Annotated in this window: 19 protein-coding genes; 3 read left to right on the forward strand and 16 right to left on the reverse strand. The window is 71.3% G+C overall.

The window, feature by feature from the left end; all coding sequences use genetic code 11:
- Positions 1–35: 35 nt before the first annotated feature.
- The 5 genes from QNA09_RS16890 to QNA09_RS16910 form a co-directional block, all read right to left on the reverse strand.
- Positions 36–1,601, reverse strand: coding sequence for a bifunctional uroporphyrinogen-III C-methyltransferase/uroporphyrinogen-III synthase (locus tag QNA09_RS16890; RefSeq protein WP_017680048.1), 1,566 nt, complete (start codon positions 1,599–1,601; stop codon positions 36–38).
- A 63-nt stretch (positions 1,602–1,664) separates the two neighbouring features.
- Positions 1,665–2,678, reverse strand: coding sequence for a hydroxymethylbilane synthase (gene hemC, locus QNA09_RS16895; RefSeq protein ID WP_010592076.1), 1,014 nt, complete (start codon positions 2,676–2,678; stop codon positions 1,665–1,667).
- Positions 2,675–4,129 (reverse strand): glutamyl-tRNA reductase, encoded by a 1,455-nt coding sequence (locus QNA09_RS16900; protein WP_010592077.1) that lies wholly within the window; start codon positions 4,127–4,129, stop codon positions 2,675–2,677. The genes hemC and QNA09_RS16900 overlap by 4 nt, the downstream gene beginning before the upstream one ends.
- Positions 4,126–5,118, reverse strand: a complete 993-nt coding sequence (locus QNA09_RS16905; protein ID WP_208643850.1) for a redox-sensing transcriptional repressor Rex — start codon at positions 5,116–5,118, stop codon at positions 4,126–4,128. Before QNA09_RS16905 ends, QNA09_RS16900 begins: the two co-directional genes overlap by 4 nt.
- A gap of 160 nt (positions 5,119–5,278) precedes the next feature.
- Positions 5,279–5,569: a glutaredoxin family protein gene (locus QNA09_RS16910; RefSeq protein ID WP_010592079.1), complete on the reverse strand. Its 291-nt coding sequence runs from the start codon at positions 5,567–5,569 to the stop codon at positions 5,279–5,281.
- A gap of 185 nt (positions 5,570–5,754) precedes the next feature.
- On the opposite strand from QNA09_RS16910, the gene QNA09_RS16915 reads away from it, so the two are divergent.
- Positions 5,755–6,771, forward strand: a complete 1,017-nt coding sequence (locus tag QNA09_RS16915) for an HAD family phosphatase (RefSeq protein ID WP_026137603.1) — start codon at positions 5,755–5,757, stop codon at positions 6,769–6,771.
- 9 nt (positions 6,772–6,780) lie between these two features.
- Here the strand turns inward: QNA09_RS16915 and QNA09_RS16920 are convergent, their stop codons facing one another.
- From QNA09_RS16920 to QNA09_RS16950, 7 genes are all read right to left on the reverse strand, one after another.
- Positions 6,781–7,797 carry a lysophospholipid acyltransferase family protein gene (locus tag QNA09_RS16920; RefSeq protein ID WP_040270916.1) on the reverse strand — a complete coding sequence of 339 codons (1,017 nt, stop codon included), beginning with the start codon at positions 7,795–7,797 and terminating at the stop codon, positions 6,781–6,783.
- On the reverse strand, positions 7,794–8,864 hold the full coding sequence (locus tag QNA09_RS16925) for an NAD-dependent epimerase/dehydratase family protein (RefSeq protein ID WP_017680052.1): 1,071 nt from the start codon (positions 8,862–8,864) through the stop codon (positions 7,794–7,796). The genes QNA09_RS16920 and QNA09_RS16925 overlap by 4 nt, the downstream gene beginning before the upstream one ends.
- Positions 8,865–9,098: 234 nt before the next feature.
- Complete coding sequence (locus QNA09_RS16930) at positions 9,099–9,200, reverse strand: 30S ribosomal protein bS22 (RefSeq protein WP_003402602.1); 102 nt, start codon at positions 9,198–9,200, stop codon at positions 9,099–9,101.
- 202 nt (positions 9,201–9,402) lie between these two features.
- Positions 9,403–9,639, reverse strand: coding sequence for a helix-turn-helix domain-containing protein (locus QNA09_RS16935; RefSeq protein ID WP_003937551.1), 237 nt, complete (start codon positions 9,637–9,639; stop codon positions 9,403–9,405).
- A 121-nt stretch (positions 9,640–9,760) separates the two neighbouring features.
- Positions 9,761–10,579: a pyrroline-5-carboxylate reductase gene (gene proC / locus QNA09_RS16940; protein ID WP_026137606.1), complete on the reverse strand. Its 819-nt coding sequence runs from the start codon at positions 10,577–10,579 to the stop codon at positions 9,761–9,763.
- Positions 10,580–10,628: 49 nt separating this feature from the next.
- A complete protein-coding gene (locus tag QNA09_RS16945) occupies positions 10,629–11,483 on the reverse strand; it encodes a thioesterase family protein (RefSeq protein WP_017680054.1) in 855 nt (284 codons plus the stop codon).
- The gene (locus QNA09_RS16950) at positions 11,480–12,229 is read right to left on the reverse strand and encodes a MerR family transcriptional regulator (protein ID WP_119699932.1); all 750 of its coding nucleotides are present in this window, start codon (positions 12,227–12,229) and stop codon (positions 11,480–11,482) included. The genes QNA09_RS16945 and QNA09_RS16950 overlap by 4 nt, the downstream gene beginning before the upstream one ends.
- Before the next feature lie 82 nt (positions 12,230–12,311).
- On the opposite strand from QNA09_RS16950, the gene QNA09_RS16955 reads away from it, so the two are divergent.
- Positions 12,312–12,731, forward strand: a complete 420-nt coding sequence (locus tag QNA09_RS16955; protein WP_017680056.1) for a hypothetical protein — start codon at positions 12,312–12,314, stop codon at positions 12,729–12,731.
- Here the strand turns inward: QNA09_RS16955 and QNA09_RS16960 are convergent.
- The 3 genes from QNA09_RS16960 to QNA09_RS16970 are packed head-to-tail and all read right to left on the reverse strand — an operon-like array spanning position 12,687 to position 15,735.
- Positions 12,687–13,649: a sugar phosphate isomerase/epimerase gene (locus QNA09_RS16960; protein ID WP_017680057.1), complete on the reverse strand. Its 963-nt coding sequence runs from the start codon at positions 13,647–13,649 to the stop codon at positions 12,687–12,689. The two genes, QNA09_RS16955 and QNA09_RS16960, sit on opposite strands and share 45 nt — an antisense overlap.
- A gap of 14 nt (positions 13,650–13,663) precedes the next feature.
- Entirely contained in the window at positions 13,664–14,785 is a 1,122-nt protein-coding gene (locus tag QNA09_RS16965; RefSeq protein ID WP_064065777.1) for a hypothetical protein, read from the reverse strand.
- On the reverse strand, positions 14,782–15,735 hold the full coding sequence (locus QNA09_RS16970; RefSeq protein WP_082752488.1) for a Ppx/GppA phosphatase family protein: 954 nt from the start codon (positions 15,733–15,735) through the stop codon (positions 14,782–14,784). The genes QNA09_RS16965 and QNA09_RS16970 overlap by 4 nt, the downstream gene beginning before the upstream one ends.
- A 45-nt stretch (positions 15,736–15,780) precedes the next feature.
- Here QNA09_RS16970 and QNA09_RS16975 point away from each other — a divergent pair, with 45 nt between their 5' ends.
- Entirely contained in the window at positions 15,781–16,611 is an 831-nt protein-coding gene (locus QNA09_RS16975; protein ID WP_010592091.1) for a hypothetical protein, read from the forward strand.
- Here QNA09_RS16975 and QNA09_RS16980 read toward each other — a convergent pair.
- A complete protein-coding gene (locus QNA09_RS16980; protein WP_010592092.1) occupies positions 16,593–17,282 on the reverse strand; it encodes a response regulator transcription factor in 690 nt (229 codons plus the stop codon). The two genes, QNA09_RS16975 and QNA09_RS16980, sit on opposite strands and share 19 nt — an antisense overlap.
- Positions 17,283–17,335 lie beyond the last annotated feature (53 nt).

Genomic DNA, 17,335 nt, shown 5'->3' on the forward strand with positions numbered 1-17,335 from the left:
CCGGTAGCGGGGGCTACCGGAACCGCGCACGGGGGTCAGCGGCGGGCGCGGGACTTCTTGCGGGGCGGCGGCAATGCGCCCTCGGCCCGCAGCCGGGCGGCGTGCTCGGCGAGCGCCTCCACCAGGGGACCGATCTGCGCGGTCTCCGGCTGCACGTCCACCCGCAGCCCGAACTCGATCGCGGTCTCCGCGGTCTTCGGCCCGATGCACGCGACGATGGTGCGCGCGTGCGGCTTACCCGCGATACCCACGAGGTTGCGGACCGTCGACGACGAGGTGAAGCACACCGCGTCGAACCCACCGGTCTTGATCATCTCGCGGGTCTCGGCCGGCGGCGGTGCCGCCCGCACCGTGCGGTAGGCAGTCACGTCGTCGATCTCCCAGCCCCGCTCGCGCAGGCCCTCCGCGAGGGTCTCGGTGGCGATGTCGGCGCGCGGCAGCAGCACTCGGTTGACCGGATCGAAAACGTCGTCGTACGGGGCGAATTCGGCCAGCAGCCCCTCGCTGGACTGTTCGCCCGAGGGCACCAGCTCGGGGGTGATCCCGAACGAGCGCACCTTGTCCGCGGTCGCCTGCCCGACACACGCGATCTTCACACCCGAGAAGGCGCGAGCGTCGAGGCCGAACGCCTCGAACTTCTCCCACACCGCGCGCACCGCGTTCGTGGAGGTGAACACCACCCACTGGTAGCGGCCGTCCACGAGTCCCTTGACGGCCCGCTCCATCTGGGCCGGACTGCGGGGCGGCTCCACCGCGATGGTCGGCACCTCGATCGGGATCGCTCCGTGCGTGACGAGCCGCTCGCTCATCTCCCCGGCCTGCTCCTTGGTGCGCGGCACCAGCACCGTCCACCCGTACAGGGCGCGGGACTCCCACCACGAGAGTTTGCCGCGCTGCGAGACGATCTTGCCGACGGTGACGACGAGCGGACCGACGAGCTCGGAACCGGCGTCGTTGAGCGTGGCGAGGGTGGCTTCGACGGTGCGCTGCTGCCGGGTCGTGCCACGGACGGTGATCGCCGCCGGGGTCTGCGGCGCGAGCCCGTGCTCGACGAGGGCGCTCGCAGTCTCCGCGAGATGACCGGACGTGGCGTGCAGCACCAGCGGGCCGGGCGCGGCGGCGAGCGCCGCCCAGTCCACCTCGCCGCGCACGTCGACCTCGGTGTGGCACGAGCCCAGCGCCATGCCGGCGTAGCTCGGCACGGCGGAGCCGGGGGTCAGGCCCGGCAGGACCTCGAACACCACGTGGGTGCGGGCGACGGCGTTGACCTCGGCGATCACCGAGTCGGTGGTCAGCGGGTCGCCGGCGACGAGGCGCACGACATCGTGGCCGTTCTTCGCCTCCGCGACGAGGGTCTTGGCGACCTCGGTGGGCTCGCCCAGCGCGGGACGCACCTCGGCGACGGGCTCCCCGGTCTCCGCGTCCCGGCCGGCGGTGGTGCCGACGAGCGCCACCACCCCCCTGTCGACGTCGGGGTCGGTGAAGGCGATCGTCGCGCCCGCGAGCACGTCGCGGGCGCGCACGGTCAGCAGAGCCGGGTCGCCCGGCCCAGCTCCCACGAACAGGATCCGTCCGGGATTGTGCTTACGGACTCGGCTCATCGGTCATTCTCCAGTGCGGTCGAATCTGCGGTAAAGGGAAACCTGGGGTGCGGGCGGACGGCGTCAAACATCGGCCGTGCCCTGTTCCGGCGCGTCGTCCCCCCGGCTGGTCATCAGCTCACGCGCACCGAGATCGAGCAACTCGCGAGCCACCGCCCGGCCCAGTTCCTCCGCGCGGGCGGTGGCGCCGACGGCGCTCGCGCGCAGCACATCCGAGCCGTCGAGGGCGGCGGCGCAGCCGCGCACGGACAGTTCCTCGATCACGCGGCCGTCGTCGTCGAGGGATTCGACGACCTCGGCAACGGCCCCGACGGGGGCGGTGCAGCCGGCCTCGAGCTCCGCGAGCAGCGCCCGTTCGGCGACGACCGCCGCGCGGCTGGCGCGGTCGTCGAGACCGGCGAGGATCTCGATCAGTGCGGTGTCCTCCGCGCGGCATTCGACCGCGAGAGCACCCTGGGAGGGCGCCGGCAGCATCTGCACCGGTTCGAGGGACTCGGTGATCCGGTCGAGGCGGCCGATACGCGAAAGTCCCGCGCGCGCAATGACGATGGCGTCCAGTTCGCCGGACGCGACCTTCCCGAGCCGGGTGTCGATGTTCCCGCGCAGCGGCCGGATGTCGAGGCCCAGACCCATGGCGGCGAGCTGGGCACGCCGCCGCGGCGCGGAGGTGCCCACCCGCGAGCCCGGCGGCAGCTCGCCGAGGACCAGCCCGTCGCGGGCGACGAGCGCGTCACGCGGATCCTCACGCGGCGGCACGGCGGCGATCACCAGTCGCGGATCCTGCGCGGTCGGAAGGTCCTTGTACGAATGCACGGCCAGGTCGACGTCGCCGGCGAGCAGCGCCTCACGCAGCTCGGCGGTGAAGACGCCGACGCCGATCCGCTCGACCGGGCCCGCGGTGACGTCACCCTTGGTGGTGATGACGACCAGTTCGGCGGGATGGCCGGCGGCGATCAGCGCATCCCGGACGGTGCCCGCCTGCGTCGTCGCCAGCAGGCTGCCGCGCGTTCCGATCCGCAGCGTGCGGCTGCCGGTTCCGGCTTCGATCCGGGTGTCCGATGCGACCTCGGCGCTCATGCCTGCCTTTCCTCTCGAGAAGCTCCCAGTGCTCCGGGCGACTGCTTCCGGGGCGACCGCAGCTCCGTGGTGACGGCCGGATCCAGCGCGGCCGACAGGTCGGTCGCGCCGGTCACGTCGGGAAGAGCACCGAGTTCCTTCGCCACCGGGGTGGCGACGGCCTCGGCGGCACCCGGCCGCAATTCGAACAGCTCGCGCAGCGCCTCGGCGTACTGGTCGCCGCCCGGGGTGGACGCCAGCTGCTTGACCCGCACCGTCGGCGCGTGCAGCAGCTTGTCGACGACGCGGCGCACCGTGCGGGCCACCTCCCCGCGCTGGCCGTCGTCGAGTCCCGGCAACCGGGACTCGAGCCGCAGCAGTTCGCCCTCGACGACCTCGGCGGCGCGCTGACGCAGCGCGGTGACGGTGGGGGTGACCTCGGCCAGACGCTGGGAGGCGAGATAGTCGGCGAGTTCGGCGGCCACGATCGAACGCGCGGCGTCCGTATCGGAGGCGGCGGCGCCGGCCGCGGGATCGCGCTGCAGCGACTCCATGTCGAAGACGGTGACGCCGGGCAGACCCGAGACGGCCGGCTCCACGTCGCGCGGCAGGCCGAGATCGCAGATCACCAGCGGACGGGTGCCGCGCTCGGGCTGGGCGAGGGCCCGGTGTGCGTCGGCGAGAGTGACGACCGTACCGACCGCACCCGTGCAGGTGACGGCCACATCGGCCTGCGACAACGCGGCCGCGAGCCGGTCGAACGGCAGCACGTCGGCCTCGATGCCGTTGCCGCGGGCGGTCTCGGCGAGCCGCTCGGCGCGCTCCCGGGTCCGGTTGACCACCACGATGCGCGCGATCCCGGCGCGGGTGAGGTGCGCGACGGCGAGCCCGCCCATCGCGCCCGCACCGATCACGGCGGCGGTGCGGCCGGCCAGACCGTCGAGCACGGTCGCCGCCTTGTCCAGCGCCACCGACACCACGGACGCACCCGCCGCGTCGATGCCGGTCTCGGTGTGCACTCGCTTGCCCACGCGCAGCGCCTGCTGAGCCAGCTCGTGCAGGGCCCGGCCGGCAGCCTGCTGAGCGTCGGCACTCGCGTAGGCGGTACGGATCTGGCCGAGGATCTGCTGCTCACCGACCACCATCGAGTCCAGGCCGCTGGCCACGGCGAACAGGTGCTCGGCGGCCGCCTCGCTGTAGCGCACGTACGCGTGCTTGTGCAGATCCACGAGGGTCAGACCCGAGTGCTCGGCCATGAGCTCGCTCACGTCGGCCAGCGCGCCGTGGAACGCGTCGACCACCGCGTAGATCTCCACCCGGTTGCAGGTGGAGACGATCATCGCCTCCGAGATGTGGCCGGAGGCCATCATCTTGTCGGTGAGCTTGGGTCGGTCGGTGTCGGTGACGGCCACCTTTTCGAGCACCGAGACGGGCGCGGTCCTGTGCGAGACCCCGACGAGGAGAACACTCACGGCGCAATCACCGATCCGTTTCTTGTCGCTGCCGAGGCCACTGGGCTCGGCGTTCCTGATGCGGTGAATCCGGTCGCGCCCGGCGCGGTGCGCCCGGTCGCGCTCGGCGCGGTGCGCCCGGTCGCGCTCGGCGCGGTGCGCCCGGTCGCGCTCGGCGCGGTGCGCCCGGTCGCGCTCGCTCTCTGGGCGGTGAGCCGGGACGCGCCGGTCGCGGCCCGTCGTGCTTCGCCCGACGCGACCCGGCGGATGTCGGGCAGACCGGCGCGACCGCCGTCCACCGGCGCGTCGTTGCGGGCGCTGTGAAACGAGAGGACCTGCATTTCCACGGACAGATCGACCCGCCGGACCTCGACATGGTCGGGTACCTCGAGCGGTGCCGCGGCGAAGCTCAGCACGGACCGGACGCCGGACCGCACCAGCAGGTCGCATACGCCCTGAGCAGCGTCGTCCGGGGTCGCGATCACGCCGATCGTGGCGGCGAGTTCGCGGGCGGCCGCTTCGAGTCCGTCGACGTGCCGGATGGTCAGGTTGCCCACCCGGGTGCCCACCCGCGCCGGGTCGGCGTCGAACAGTCCGGCCATCGTGAAGCCGCGGCGGTCGAACCCTGCGTAGCCGGCCAGTGCGCGACCGAGATTGCCGACGCCGACGAGGACCACGCGGTGTCCCCGGTCGAGGCCGAGCGCGTTCTCGATGCGGGCCTGCAGGCGCAGCACGTCGTACCCGACGCCACGCACCCCGTTGGGCCCGAGGAAGGACAGATCCTTGCGGAGTTTCGCGGAACCGACCCCGGATGCGGTGGCGAGTTCCTCGCTCGAGACGATGAGCGTGCCTTCGTCGGCGAGCATTCCGAGGACCCGCAGGTACGTCGCGAGACGCGTCACAGTAGCCTGGGGGATGTCCCGCACGGGGACACCGGGAGACGCACCCCCGTCGACTTCGGCGACGCCGCCGCGGGCGGCATCGCCCTGCGGGGGGTGCAGCTCTGTCACGTTCGTGGCTCCTCGTCCGGCCGACGGGTACACGTCGGTCCTCACGGTGATCCGGGGGATTCGTTCACACCACGGTAACCGCTTGTGAAGCCCTGCACAAAGTTGCTCGAACGGCCCCGAATGTGCTTCTCACCTGCACCACGGTTCCGCCCGACGGTGTTCAACCGGCCAGATCGGCCCGCAATCGTGCCTCGTCGACCTCCCAGTAACTGTGCTCCCGGCTGTCGAGCAGCACCACCGGCAGACGATCGCCGAATTCGGCGCGCAGGTCGGGATCCGTCGAGGCAGCCCGATCGACATCGATGCACGTCAGGCCCGCGCCGAACTCGTCGCACAGCTGCTCGAGCAGCGCCAGCGCGGGAGCGCAGGCGCCGCAGCCGGCTCGGACGAGGAGAGTGATCTCGTGGCGGGCGCCGGGTGTGGCGGCGGGCCCGGACAGGTGTTCGCTCATGAGGTCAACTGTGCGCCATACCCCGCCGAGACGAATGTCACACCCCCGGTCCACATGCGGCAACGCGCGGAGCGGGGCACGGCGCGGGCTAGGCTGAGGCGGTCTGCCACACACGACGGCCGGCCGCCGGCAAACCCGGCCGGCAGCACTCGACGGCACGGCCGTCGCGCAACAGGGAGGTGCAGGTGCCGGAACGTCCAGTGCCACACGGCTGGGGATTCGGCGAGAACCTGGCCGGTCGCGTCAGCGAGACCCTGGCCGGTCTGATCCGGCCGGGCCGGCGCCGGCTGTGGAGCAAGTTCGGCCCCAGCGAGGCCGAGGTCCGCGCGAACCTCGCCGGACAGGCGAGTGCCGATGCCGCGCTCGCCCTGCAGGAGGCCCGCACCGAAGCCGAGCCCGTCGGCATCTCGACGACTCCCGTTCCGCAGGATCTGACCGCGGCCGCGTTCTTCGACGTCGACAACACGATGGTGCAGGGCGCGTCGATCATCCACTTCGCGCGCGGACTCGCCGCCCGCGACTACTTCACCAAGTCCGACCTGGCCGAGTTCGCCTGGCAGCAGGTCAAGTTCCGGGTCACCGGCAAGGAGAACTCGGACGACGTCGCCAGCGGCCGCGAGAAGGCGCTGTCGTTCGTCGCCGGCCGGTCCACGGCGGAGCTGGCCCGCCTCGGCGAGGAGATCTACGACGAGATCATCGCGGACAAGATCTGGCCCGGCACTCGCGCGCTGGCGCAGATGCACCTCGACGCCGGGCAGCAGGTGTGGCTGGTGACCGCCACCCCGGTCGAACTGGCGAATGTCATCGCCGAGCGCCTCGGTCTGACCGGCGCCCTCGGCACCGTCGCCGAGTCGCAGGACGGCGTGTTCACCGGCCGTCTCGTCGGCGACATCCTGCACGGCCTGGGCAAGGCCCACGCGGTGCGGGCCCTGGCGATCCGCGAGGGACTGAACCTCAAGCGCTGCACGGCGTACTCCGACAGCCACAACGACGTACCCATGCTCTCGCTCGTCGGCACGCCGGTCGCCGTCAACCCCGACGCCGACCTGCGGGAACTCGCGAAGACCCGGGGGTGGGAGATCCGGGATTTCCGCACGGCCCGCAAGGCGGCGCGCATCGGCGTTCCGACGGCGCTGGCTCTCGGTGCCGCGGGGGGCGCGCTCGCCGCCGCTCTCGGCCGTCGCCGCGACTCCGCGGCGTGACGGCCGGACTCAACCGAGGAATACGTTGCGCCGTTTGGTGAGCAACCGGTACAGCGTCTGCTGGATGGTCTCCCGCACGTGGTCGGTCACCTCGAACAACACCATCGGATCCTCCACCGCGGCATCGTCGTAGACGTCGGTGGCGATCGGACTACCGAACTCGATGTACCACTTCGAGGGCAGCGGCACGATGCCCAGCGGGCCTAGGGCCGGGAACAACGGGGTGATCGGGAAGTACGGAAGACCGAGGAGCCGGGCGATGGACGTCAGGTCGGCGATCTTCGGGTAGATCTCCTCCGAACCCACGATCGAGCAGGGCACGATCGGTGCCTTCGTCTGGAGCGCAGCCGAGACGAAGCCCCCGCGCCCGAACCGCTGCAGCTTGTAGCGTTCGCTGAACGGCTTGCCGAGACCCTTGTACCCCTCGGGGAACACCGCGACCACCTGATCCTCGCGCAGGAGCCGCTCGGCGTCCGGATGGCACGCGAGGGTGTGCCCCGCCTTGCGGGTGACGCTGCCGACGACCGGCATACCGAAGGCGAGGTCGGCGGCGAGCATACGCAGGGGACGGTGGGCGAGGTCGTGCACCGCGACGGAGGTCATCAATGCGTCCACGGGCAAGGTGCCGGCATGGTTGGCGACGATCAGCGCGCGCCCGTCGGCCGGGATGTTCTCGATGCCCCGCACTTCGACACGGAACCACTTCTCGAACAGCGGCCGCAGCGCCGGCAGCAGGACGTTGTCGGTGAAATGCGGGTCGAAGCCGAAGTCGTCCACCTCGTAGTCGCCGGTGATCCGTCGCCGCAGGAACTCGGCGGTGCCGGTGATCTGCCCGACCAGTTTGTGCCGCAGGTCGTCGAGGAACCCGTCCGCCGCCGTCTCCTGCACCGGCGCCGCGGGCGGTTCGGGTGGGATCGGGGAGCCGTACGTCGACGGGTGACCGGAACCGGCGCCCGGGCGTGCACCCGCCCGTCGTGCCGACCCCGCTCCCCCGTGGAGTGGAATCACCTTGGCCACTTCTGTCATCGCGCCTCCATTCGCTCTCCGAGCGCCGAGAGCAGGATCGACTCGGTTCGATCGACCCATTCCGTCCTGACGACCTGCCGCAGCCCGACGCTGCGAGCGTAGTCGTCGAGGGCCTGCCTCGTGGTCCACCTCGGCTCGAAGCCGAGTTCGGTGCGCATCCGCGTGGTGTCCAGCCCGCGCCCGAAGTGGAAGTAGTCGAGTTCTTCCTTGTTGAACGACTTCATCACCGGCCCCATCAGCGCCTGCCCGACGGTGCGGAACAAGCCGTAGGGCATCGGCACGGTCAGTCCGCCGGCCCGCCGCACGGCCTGCGACATCATCACGATGCCGTCCCCGGCGACGTTGTAGGTCCCGGACTGGCCGGCGACGGTGGCTCGCTCGAGCGCCGAGAGCGCATCCTCCTCGTGCAGCAACTGCAACCGGGCATCGCGGCCGAGAATGGTGGGCACGATCGGGGAGGTGAGGTATCGCGAGACGGAGCCGGGCAGGTGGTTGCCCACCGTCGGGGCCAGGCGCAGGATCGTCGCCGCGATGTCCGGCCGCCGGCGTGCCATCCCGCGCAGGTAGCCCTCGACCTCGATCATGTCGCGGGCGAAGGCGCCGGTCGGACGGCGGCGCGCGCTCATCTCCTCGGTGAACTTCGCGGGGTCCTTCGCGCTCGATCCGTACACCACCGACGACGAGCGCAGCACGACGCGTCGCACGGACGGGGTCTTCTGGCACACGGCGAACAACTGCATCGCGCCGAGGACGTTCATGTCCTTCATGGCGGCGCGACTGCCGGACTTCGGCGCCTTGGTGAGGGTGGACGTGTGGACGACGGTGTCGACGTCCATGTTCCGGATGACCTTGCCGATGAGGGGGTTGCGGATGTCGGCGAGCACGAACTCGGCGCGGCCCATGCGCCGCAGCATGTCCTTGGTGGGCGACTGGGTGTCGACCGCGATGACGCGTTCGACGTCCGGGTGCTGGGCCAGACGGGTGACCAGGTACCCGCCGAGGAATCGGCTCGCGCCGGTGACCAGAGCCACCCTCGGCGGGTCGATGCCGTCGATCTCCGAACTCACCCACTCACCCCCTGCTGTCACTCCGGTCTCTCACGATACGGTGACTCTCGCAACAAAGCATTACACCGGCGTAACCGATCACTGGAAAGACCCGGAGGCGGGACGTTCGTCCTCAGCCACCCGGACTCCGCATACCACCCGGATCGGGCGTTCCGCGGACGACCTCGTGACGGGCCGTCGGCACAGACGCTCGATGCCCGCCACCACACGGGTGACGGGCATCGGGGAATCGATCTACTTGCCGAGTTTACGACGCTGCACTCGGGTGCGGCGGAGCAGCTTACGGTGCTTCTTCTTCGACATGCGCTTGCGGCGCTTCTTGATCACAGAACCCATCTGGGTTTCCCTCACGTTCTCTCTAGCGTTCCTGCGCGCACGCCGGTGACGTACGCCTGTAGTCGACGCTGGGCCGCGTGGTGACGAGCTCAGCGCCTCACGACACCGGGTGGCCGGTACGACGACAAGCAATCGTACCGGGGCGGGTTTCGAGTAGTGAAACCGAGGTCCGCTCCGGGCTCCGATTGCGGCCGTCGACCGCTCAGCCGACGTCGAAGTAGGACGTTTCCAGGTAATCGTGCACGGCCTTGGCGTGCACCCGGAACGAACGTCCCACTCGCACGGCGGGCAGTTCCCCGCTGTGCACCAGCCTGTACACGGTCATCTTCGACACCCGCATCAGCGCCGCCACTTCGGCGACGGTGAGGAACTGGGTGCCGGAGAGAACCGACTGACCGTCCTCGGGTTGACCCTTCGACGGTTTGCTTCCAGATACCATTACACACCTCCGGCACGTCCCGCGCCGCCGGCTTCCCCTCCGGCGGAACAGACACGCACGTGCTCAATCGAGCTTAGCGTGACCAATGGTTCCCGTGCGACGATGCGGACGACCAATTTCCTCAATCGGCGGACGAACCGAGTGCCGCAGAGCGGTCCCGGGCGGCCGCGAGGGCCTCGTAGAACGCCGTCCGCACGCCGCCGCGCTCGAGTTCCCGGATCGCCGCCGCGGTGGTTCCACCCGGCGATGTCACCGCCGCGCGCAGGTCGGCGGCGTTCTCCCCCGACCGGGCGAGCATGGCCGCCGAGCCGGTCATCGTCTGCACCACGAGCTCGGTCGTCGTCGCCCGCGTCAGTCCCAGGGCGACGCCCGCGTCGATCATCGCCTCGGCGACGAGGAAGAAATATGCCGGACCGGAACCGGACACAGCGGTCACCGCGTCGATCTGGGACTCGGGAACCACCGTCACGGTCCCCACCGACTCCAGGACCTCACGTGCCAGCGCCAGGTGGTCGGGCTTGACGTGCCGGCCGGCGGCGATCACGCTCGCGCCCTCCCCCACCAGCATCGGGGTGTTGGGCATGACGCGCACAACCGGCGATCCGGCCGGCAGCCGGTTCTCGTACCGGGACGTGGGCACGCCGGCGACCAGCGACATCAGCAGCTTCTCGCGTTCGCTGTCGAGGTCTGCCTTGCCCAGATCGGCGAGCACGACGTCGACGTCGCCCGGCTTGACCGCGATCACCAGCACGTCCGCACCTTCGGCCGCGTCGGCGATCGAGTCGGTGACCCGGATCGAGTACTCGGCGGTGAGCTCCTCGCTCCGCGCCGGGAACTTCTCGACGACCACCAGATCCTTGGTCGCGAATCCACTCTGCAGCAGCCCCGAGACCAGCGCCTCACCGATCCTGCCGCCGCCGATCACCGCAATTCTCGTCATGGGCAACAGCCTGCCACGGCCGCTGCCGGGGCCCGCATCGCCCCGACGATCAGCGCGGGACCATGGCGAGCTGACGGCTCTGCACGACGACGGCGCCGGTGGCATCGACGACGGTGTGGTCCTCCTCGAACCAGGCGTTGCCCAGGACCGTGCTGTCGGCCATGATCCGCAGCCAGCCGGGCGCCGGCAGTCGCCGCAGGTACGCGGTGAGCTGCACGGTCGGCGCCCAGCCGAACAGGCCCCGGTTCATGGTGACCGGAGCCGAGATGTCCCCGGCCATGAGCGCGAACAGCGCGGCGGTGTCGACGTCGGCCTCGTCCCCCGGCCACGGCCGCGCCCACATCCGCACCACCGGTTCACCCTGCTCTCCCGCGAGGAAACGGGCACTGGTCTCGTCCACCACGAGGTCGGCGCCCCCGCACAGGTTCACCACCTGGGCCATCGGGTGGCCGGGGCCGATCAGCGGCGCGTCCGCGGGCGGCTGCACCGACAGTTCGGCCACCGGATGGGCAGTGGTGTATCGCGGCTCGCCGGTGTCGGGCCGACCGAGCGTCACCGAGGCACGGACCGCGACCCGATCGCCCTGCGAGAGCTCCACGTCGACGAGCCCGACCTGCTTCCCGAGCTTGCGGACGATGGTGGTCAGCTGGACGTCGCCCGGGTCGGGGGCGGCAACGAACCCGGCGCTGACCGCAAGAGGTTGCACCGCCGGATCGGCTCCCGCCGCCTGCGCCGCCGACCGGGCCGCCGCGGCGCACACCGCGAGCATGCAGCCCCCGTGGACCTTGGGGCCGATCGTCCAGACCGGGGCGATGTGCGCGAGCCAACGGTCGTCGCCGGCGGCGTCGAGCGTCGTCAGGTCGCGGAAGGGGTGGTTGCCGGGATCGGGCACGGTGTCGGTCATTGCTGCTCCTGTGAATCGGGGACGGGTCCGTCCGGTGAATCGGGGACGGGTCCGTCCGGTGAATCGGGGACGGGTCCGTCCGGTGAATCGGGGACGGGTCCGTCCGGTGAATCGGGGACGGGCGGGCCGGACTCGGTGAGGCGACGGGCGGCAAGGTGCTGGTGTGCGAGACGGCGCATCGCGGTGAGGACGGGTTCGTACAGGGCGGTGCCGAGGACCGCCGCCTCGACCGTCGCCTCCCGGGAGCGGGTGGGCAGCAGGTCGATGTCGATCTCGGCGATGCCGAGCACGTGCCGTCCGTAGACGTCGATGCGCTCGTCGCTCATCGTCAGGCCGGCGGAGTCGAGGGCGGCGAGGGCCCGCTCGAGCTGTGCGACGGCGGCGAACCGGGGGTCGTAGAGCTGACCGAGCCGTTCGAGGACGTGCCGGGCGCGCGGATAGTCGTGGGGTACGGACTCGCCGTCGCCCGGCGGGTAGGGCGGCAGCGCCGCGATGGCCCGGCCGAGGGCGACGAACAGCGACTCGTCGGTGCCGTCGAGGAGGCGGACGATCTCGCGGATGCGCGGCAGCGGCAGCCCCTGGGCGGCGAGCGCACGGATCAGCGCGAGGCGCCGCACGTGCCGCCCGTCGTACCGGGCCTGGGTGGCGCTGGTCGCCTCGCCCGGCATCAGCAGCCCCTCGCGCAGGTAGTACTTCACGGTCGCCAGCGGGACGCCGGTCCGGTCCACCAGTTCCGAGATCCGCATTGCCACCTCCCCTTGACAGTGGATAGTACAACTATCCAGTATTGGATACTGTAACTATCCAATACTCCGCGAGGAGGATTCCGTGCACCCCGTACTCGTCGTCGCTCTCGGCGCCACCCTGCTCACCGTCACCGGGATCGCCTTCGGCGGCACGTTCCTGCTGCGCGTCGCGGGCGGGCACGTGCCGGCCAACGACCTGCAGAAGTCCTTCTTCCGCGCCGGTCACGCCCACGCCGGCGTCCTCGTCACCTTGGGGTTGCTGGTCGCCGTGCTCACCGACGCCGTCGGCGCCTCACCCGGATGGGCCGCCGCCGGCGCGATCGCAGTGCTCGGCTCGGCGATCCTGATTCCCGCCGGGTTCTTCCTGTCCGTGCTCGGCCCGGACCCCAGGCGGCCGGGCGCCATGATCGCCTGCGTATGGCTGGGTGCCGCCGCCCTCGTCGCCGGCGTGACGATCTCAGGAGTCGTGGTTCTCGGCGCCGGACTCGGTGCTCTGGCCTGACGGGTGCACCTGCTCGATCGTCGTCGCACGCGGATGCTCGGGCCCGGTGGTGATCGCCAGGCGGGGGGCCCGGTGCAGATGCTCGCGCGCGAAGGCCAGCGACCGGGTCAGCGCTCCCGCCCGCGCGGACCGCGTGCGCGCCCCCTGGGTACTGACCTCCAGGACGACGTGCCCGGTGAAGTCGCTCTCGGCCAGTAGCCGGCACACCTGCTCGCACGGCTGGCCGCCGTCGCCCGGGAGCAGATGCTCGTCCGTCGACGCGCCGTGACCGTCCGCGAGGTGCAGATGAGCCAGACCGCCGCCCATCCGCTCGGCGAGGGCCATCGCGTCCATCCCCGCCGTGGCCGTGTGCGACAGGTCCAGTGTGTAGTGCGCGAAGCCGGTGTCGGTGGGATCGATCGACGGGCTGAAGGCCGACACCGCACGGCCGGGCCCGCCACGCCGTCTCATGCGCTGCGCGGTGCGGTCGCGGCCGCCGAAGAACACGTCGGCGCGCATCGGGTACATGTTCTCCACCGCCACGACCACGTGGCTGCGGTCCTCGAGGTCCGCGACCTGATCCGCGAAGCCCTCCGCGTACCGGCGCTGCCATCGGAACGGCGGATGCACCACCACCGACGCGGCCCCGAGCGCTTCCGCTGCGCGCACCGACCGCTCGAGCTTCGCGGCCGGATCCGAACCCCACACACGCTGCGAGATCAACAGGCACGGCGCGTGCACCGCCAGCACCGGTATGCCGTACTTGCGCACCAGCGCCTGCACCGCACGCACGTCCTGGCTCACCGACTCCGCCCACACCATCAGCTCCACGCCGTCGTAGCCGAGTTCGGCCGCATAGCGGAAGGCCGCCTCGGTGTTCTCCGGGTACACCGAAGCGGTGGACAGTCCGACCAGGATCTCTCGCGACAGGGTGCTCATGACGATGTGCCGGGTCAGCCGGTGGGCAGCAGGAACAACAGCGGACCGAACGTCACGAAGGCACCCACGGCGAGGGCGATGAGCTGGCTCGCGATGTCGTCGGTGCGGCGCAGGATGCGCACCATCGCCACCAGGCCGACGATGACCAGCAGGGCGAGTGCGAACGCCACCCACGGCAACGCATCCCACAACTGCTCGAAGCCCTTGAACAGCAGGGCGCCCGCGACGATCGCGACGACACCCTCGCCGATCAACCGGGACCACTGCGCGATCGCGCTGCGGGACTCGCCGGTGCCGGACGGGACGTCGGACTCCGCCGCGGACGGGGTCTCCGCCGCTGCGGCGTCGCTGCGACGGGACGCGGGCTTCTCCCGCTGCTCCACGTCCGGCTCGTCCGCGGCCACGGCCTTGCCGATCGTCTCGGTCTCGCCATCGGCGGTGTCGTCGCCGCTGCCCCGCAGGTCGCTCGCGGGCCCGGACAGCAGCCTCGGCTCGGGGGTATCCGCGGGCCGCGCCGGAGCACTCACGGCCACCTCGGCGTGCGCGCGCGCTCGTCGCGGCAGGACGGCCGGACGGATGATCTCGGTCGGCGACTCGACCTTCACCGGCACCCGCTCGGCCGCCGGCTCCTCGCGCGTCCGGGGCGGGGACGTCGGGGCCGGGGTCCCGGGCCCGGTCGCCTCGGTCTCGGACGGTTCGGGTTCGGGCTCGGGTTCGCGACGGTCCGGCCGCCGCGGCACCGGCGCCAGCGCTTTCGGAGCCACCGGCGCCTGCGTCGTCGAGGGCACCGGCGCCTGCGCCTTCGGCGGAGCGGACACGACGGGTTCGGCCTCCGGGGCCTCGCTCTCCGGGGCCTCGCTCTCCGGAGCCTCGGTCTCGGGGGCCTCGGTCTCGGGAGCCTCGGTCTCGGCAGCCTCGGTCTCGGGGACGTCGGCCTCGGAGACTCCGGTCTTCGGCGCCTGGGCCGGTTCCGGGGCGGTCACGGGAATCTCGCCGGTCAGTTCCGCAACCGAGATGCCGCCGCTGACGCCACGGCGGCGGCGTCCGCCGGCGCGGGAATTCACCTTCTGGCCGTTGCGGGCCAGCAGCTCCGCGACGGAGATCTGCCCGGTGTCGGTGCTGCTGCCGTCCGTCATTGCGAAACCACCATCAGTTCGCCCCCCATCTCGGTGTCGAGCTTGCGGAGAATGAGCCCCTCGCGCAGGGCCCAGGGACAGATATCGAGAGTTTCCACTCCCAGCGCGCGCATGGCGGCCTCCGCGACGAGGGCACCGGCGACGATCTGCTGCGACCGGTCGGAGCTCACGCCCTCGAGCTCGGCACGGTCCGCGGCCGTCATGCGGGAGATGAATGCGATGAGCTGACGCAACCCGGCGGCGGTCAGGGTGCGCCGCACCCGGGGGCCCGCCGACGACGGGGCGGCACCGGTCAGCCGTGCGAGGGTGCGGAAGGTCTTCGAGCTCCCCACGCACAGGTCGGGAACACCGGCCGCCCGCAGCTCCTCGGCGGGCCGGACGAGTTCGGCATCGAGCCAGTCCCGCAGCACCGCGACGCGCCGCTTACCGGGCGGGTCCTCGCTCAGCCAGTCCCGGGTCAGGCGCCCGGCACCGAGCTGCAACGAGAACGCCACGTCGGGGTCCTCGTCGCCGCCGAAGGTCAGCTCCAGGGAGCCGCCGCCGATGTCCAGGCACAGGATGCGTCCCGCGCTCCAGCCGTACCACCGCCGCACCGCGAGGAACGTCAGCCGGGCCTCGTCCACACCGGAGAGCACCTCGAGCGCGACGCCGGTCTCGGCGCGGACGCGACTGAGCACCGCGTCGGAGTTGGTGGCATCGCGCACCGCGGAGGTCGCGAACGCCATCAGCTCCTCGCATCCGGAGGTGCGGGCGATGCCGGCGAAGTCGGCGACCGTCTCGACCAGCCGGTCGGCGCCCTGCGGGGTGATGTCACCGCGGTCGTCCGTGTTCTCGGACAGGCGTAGGGTTGCCTTCGTCGAGCTCATGGGGGTGGGATGGCCACCGCGATGAGCGTCCACCACGAGTAGATGAACGGTGTTGCTTCCGACGTCGAGTACCCCAAGGCGCACATACATACGGTACTGGGTCTACCGTCGGGTCCTGTGACAGCAGGTATGCCCGGTGCCGCACACAAGCAGGTCCCGGCCCCCGAAGTGCCCCTCGATTTCCCGCGCGAATGGGTGGAGTTCATCGACCCGGACAACAGCGAGCACGTCGTCGCCGCCGACCTGACGTGGCTGCTCTCCCGCTGGACCTGCGTGTTCGGCACGCCCGCGTGCCAGGGCATCATCGCCGGCCGGCCGGACGACGGATGCTGCTCGCACGGCGCGTTCCTGTCGGACGACGACGATCGCGCCAAGCTGGACGCCGCAGTGAGACATCTCACGCCGGAGGACTGGCAGTTGATGCCGAAGGGACTCGGCAAGAAGGGCTATCTCGAGGAGGACGACCTCGAGGACGAGCCGGCCCTGCGCACTCGCCGCTACAAGGGGGCGTGCATCTTCCTCAACCGGCCGGGCTTCGCCGGCGGCATCGGCTGCGCGCTGCACAAGATGGCGCTGCGACGCGGCATCGAGCCTCTCGAGGTGAAGCCGGACGTGTGCTGGCAACTGCCGATCCGCCGCACCCAGGACTGGGTCGAGCGTCCCGACGGCACCGAGGTGCTGCGCACCGTCGTCACCGAGTACGACCGGCGCGGTTGGGGCGAGGGCGGCCACGACCTGGACTGGTACTGCTCCGGCTCGCCGGACGCCCACGTGGGGGCCGCACCGGTCTGGCAGTCGTACGCACCGGAACTGCGCGAGCTGATCGGCGACGCCGCCTACGACGAACTCGCGCGGCTGTGCCGTCGTCGCGAGGGGCTGGGCCTGATCGCCGTGCATCCCGCGACGACGGCCGCCGCCGAGCGCACCCCGGGGGCGGGCCCCTACCCCTCGAGCTTGTAGCCGAGGCCGCGGACCGTGACCAGGTGCTGCGGCTTGGCGGGGTCGGCCTCGATCTTCGAGCGCAGCCGCTTGACGTGCACGTCGAGGGTCTTGGTGTCGCCGACGTAGTCGGCACCCCACACCCGGTCGATCAGCTGGCCGCGCGTGAGCACCCGGCCGGAGTTGCGCAGCAGGTACTCCAGCAGGTCGAACTCCTTGAGCGGCAGCGTGACGGGATTCCCGGCCACGTGCACGACGTGCCGGTCCACGTCCATCCGCACCGGCCCGGCCTCGAGGATCCCGTCGTCCTGCGTCGCCTCGGCGTCGTTCTCCCCGCCGCGGCGCAGCACCGCACGGATGCGGGCGATGAGTTCGCGCGCCGAGTACGGCTTGGTGACGTAGTCGTCCGCCCCCAGTTCGAGGCCGACCACCTTGTCGATCTCGCTGTCGCGCGCGGTCACCATGATCACCGGCACGCCGGACCGGTTGCGCAGCTGCTTGCAGACATCGGTGCCGCTCATGCCGGGCAGCATCAGGTCCAGCAGGACGATGTCCGCGCCGGCGCGGTCGAATTCCGCGAGCGCCGACGGTCCGTCACCGACGACGGTGGTCTCGAAGCCCTCCTTGCGCAGGAGGAACGCGAGCGGATCCGCCAGCGATTCCTCGTCCTCCACGATCAGCACACGCGTCACTGCTGGTCCTCCGTACCCTTTGTCACCTGGTGCATCCGGCTCATTTCCGATTC

The sequence above is a fragment of the Rhodococcus sp. AH-ZY2 genome (genome assembly GCF_030916465.1).
Classification (GTDB): domain Bacteria; phylum Actinomycetota; class Actinomycetes; order Mycobacteriales; family Mycobacteriaceae; genus Rhodococcus; species Rhodococcus ruber.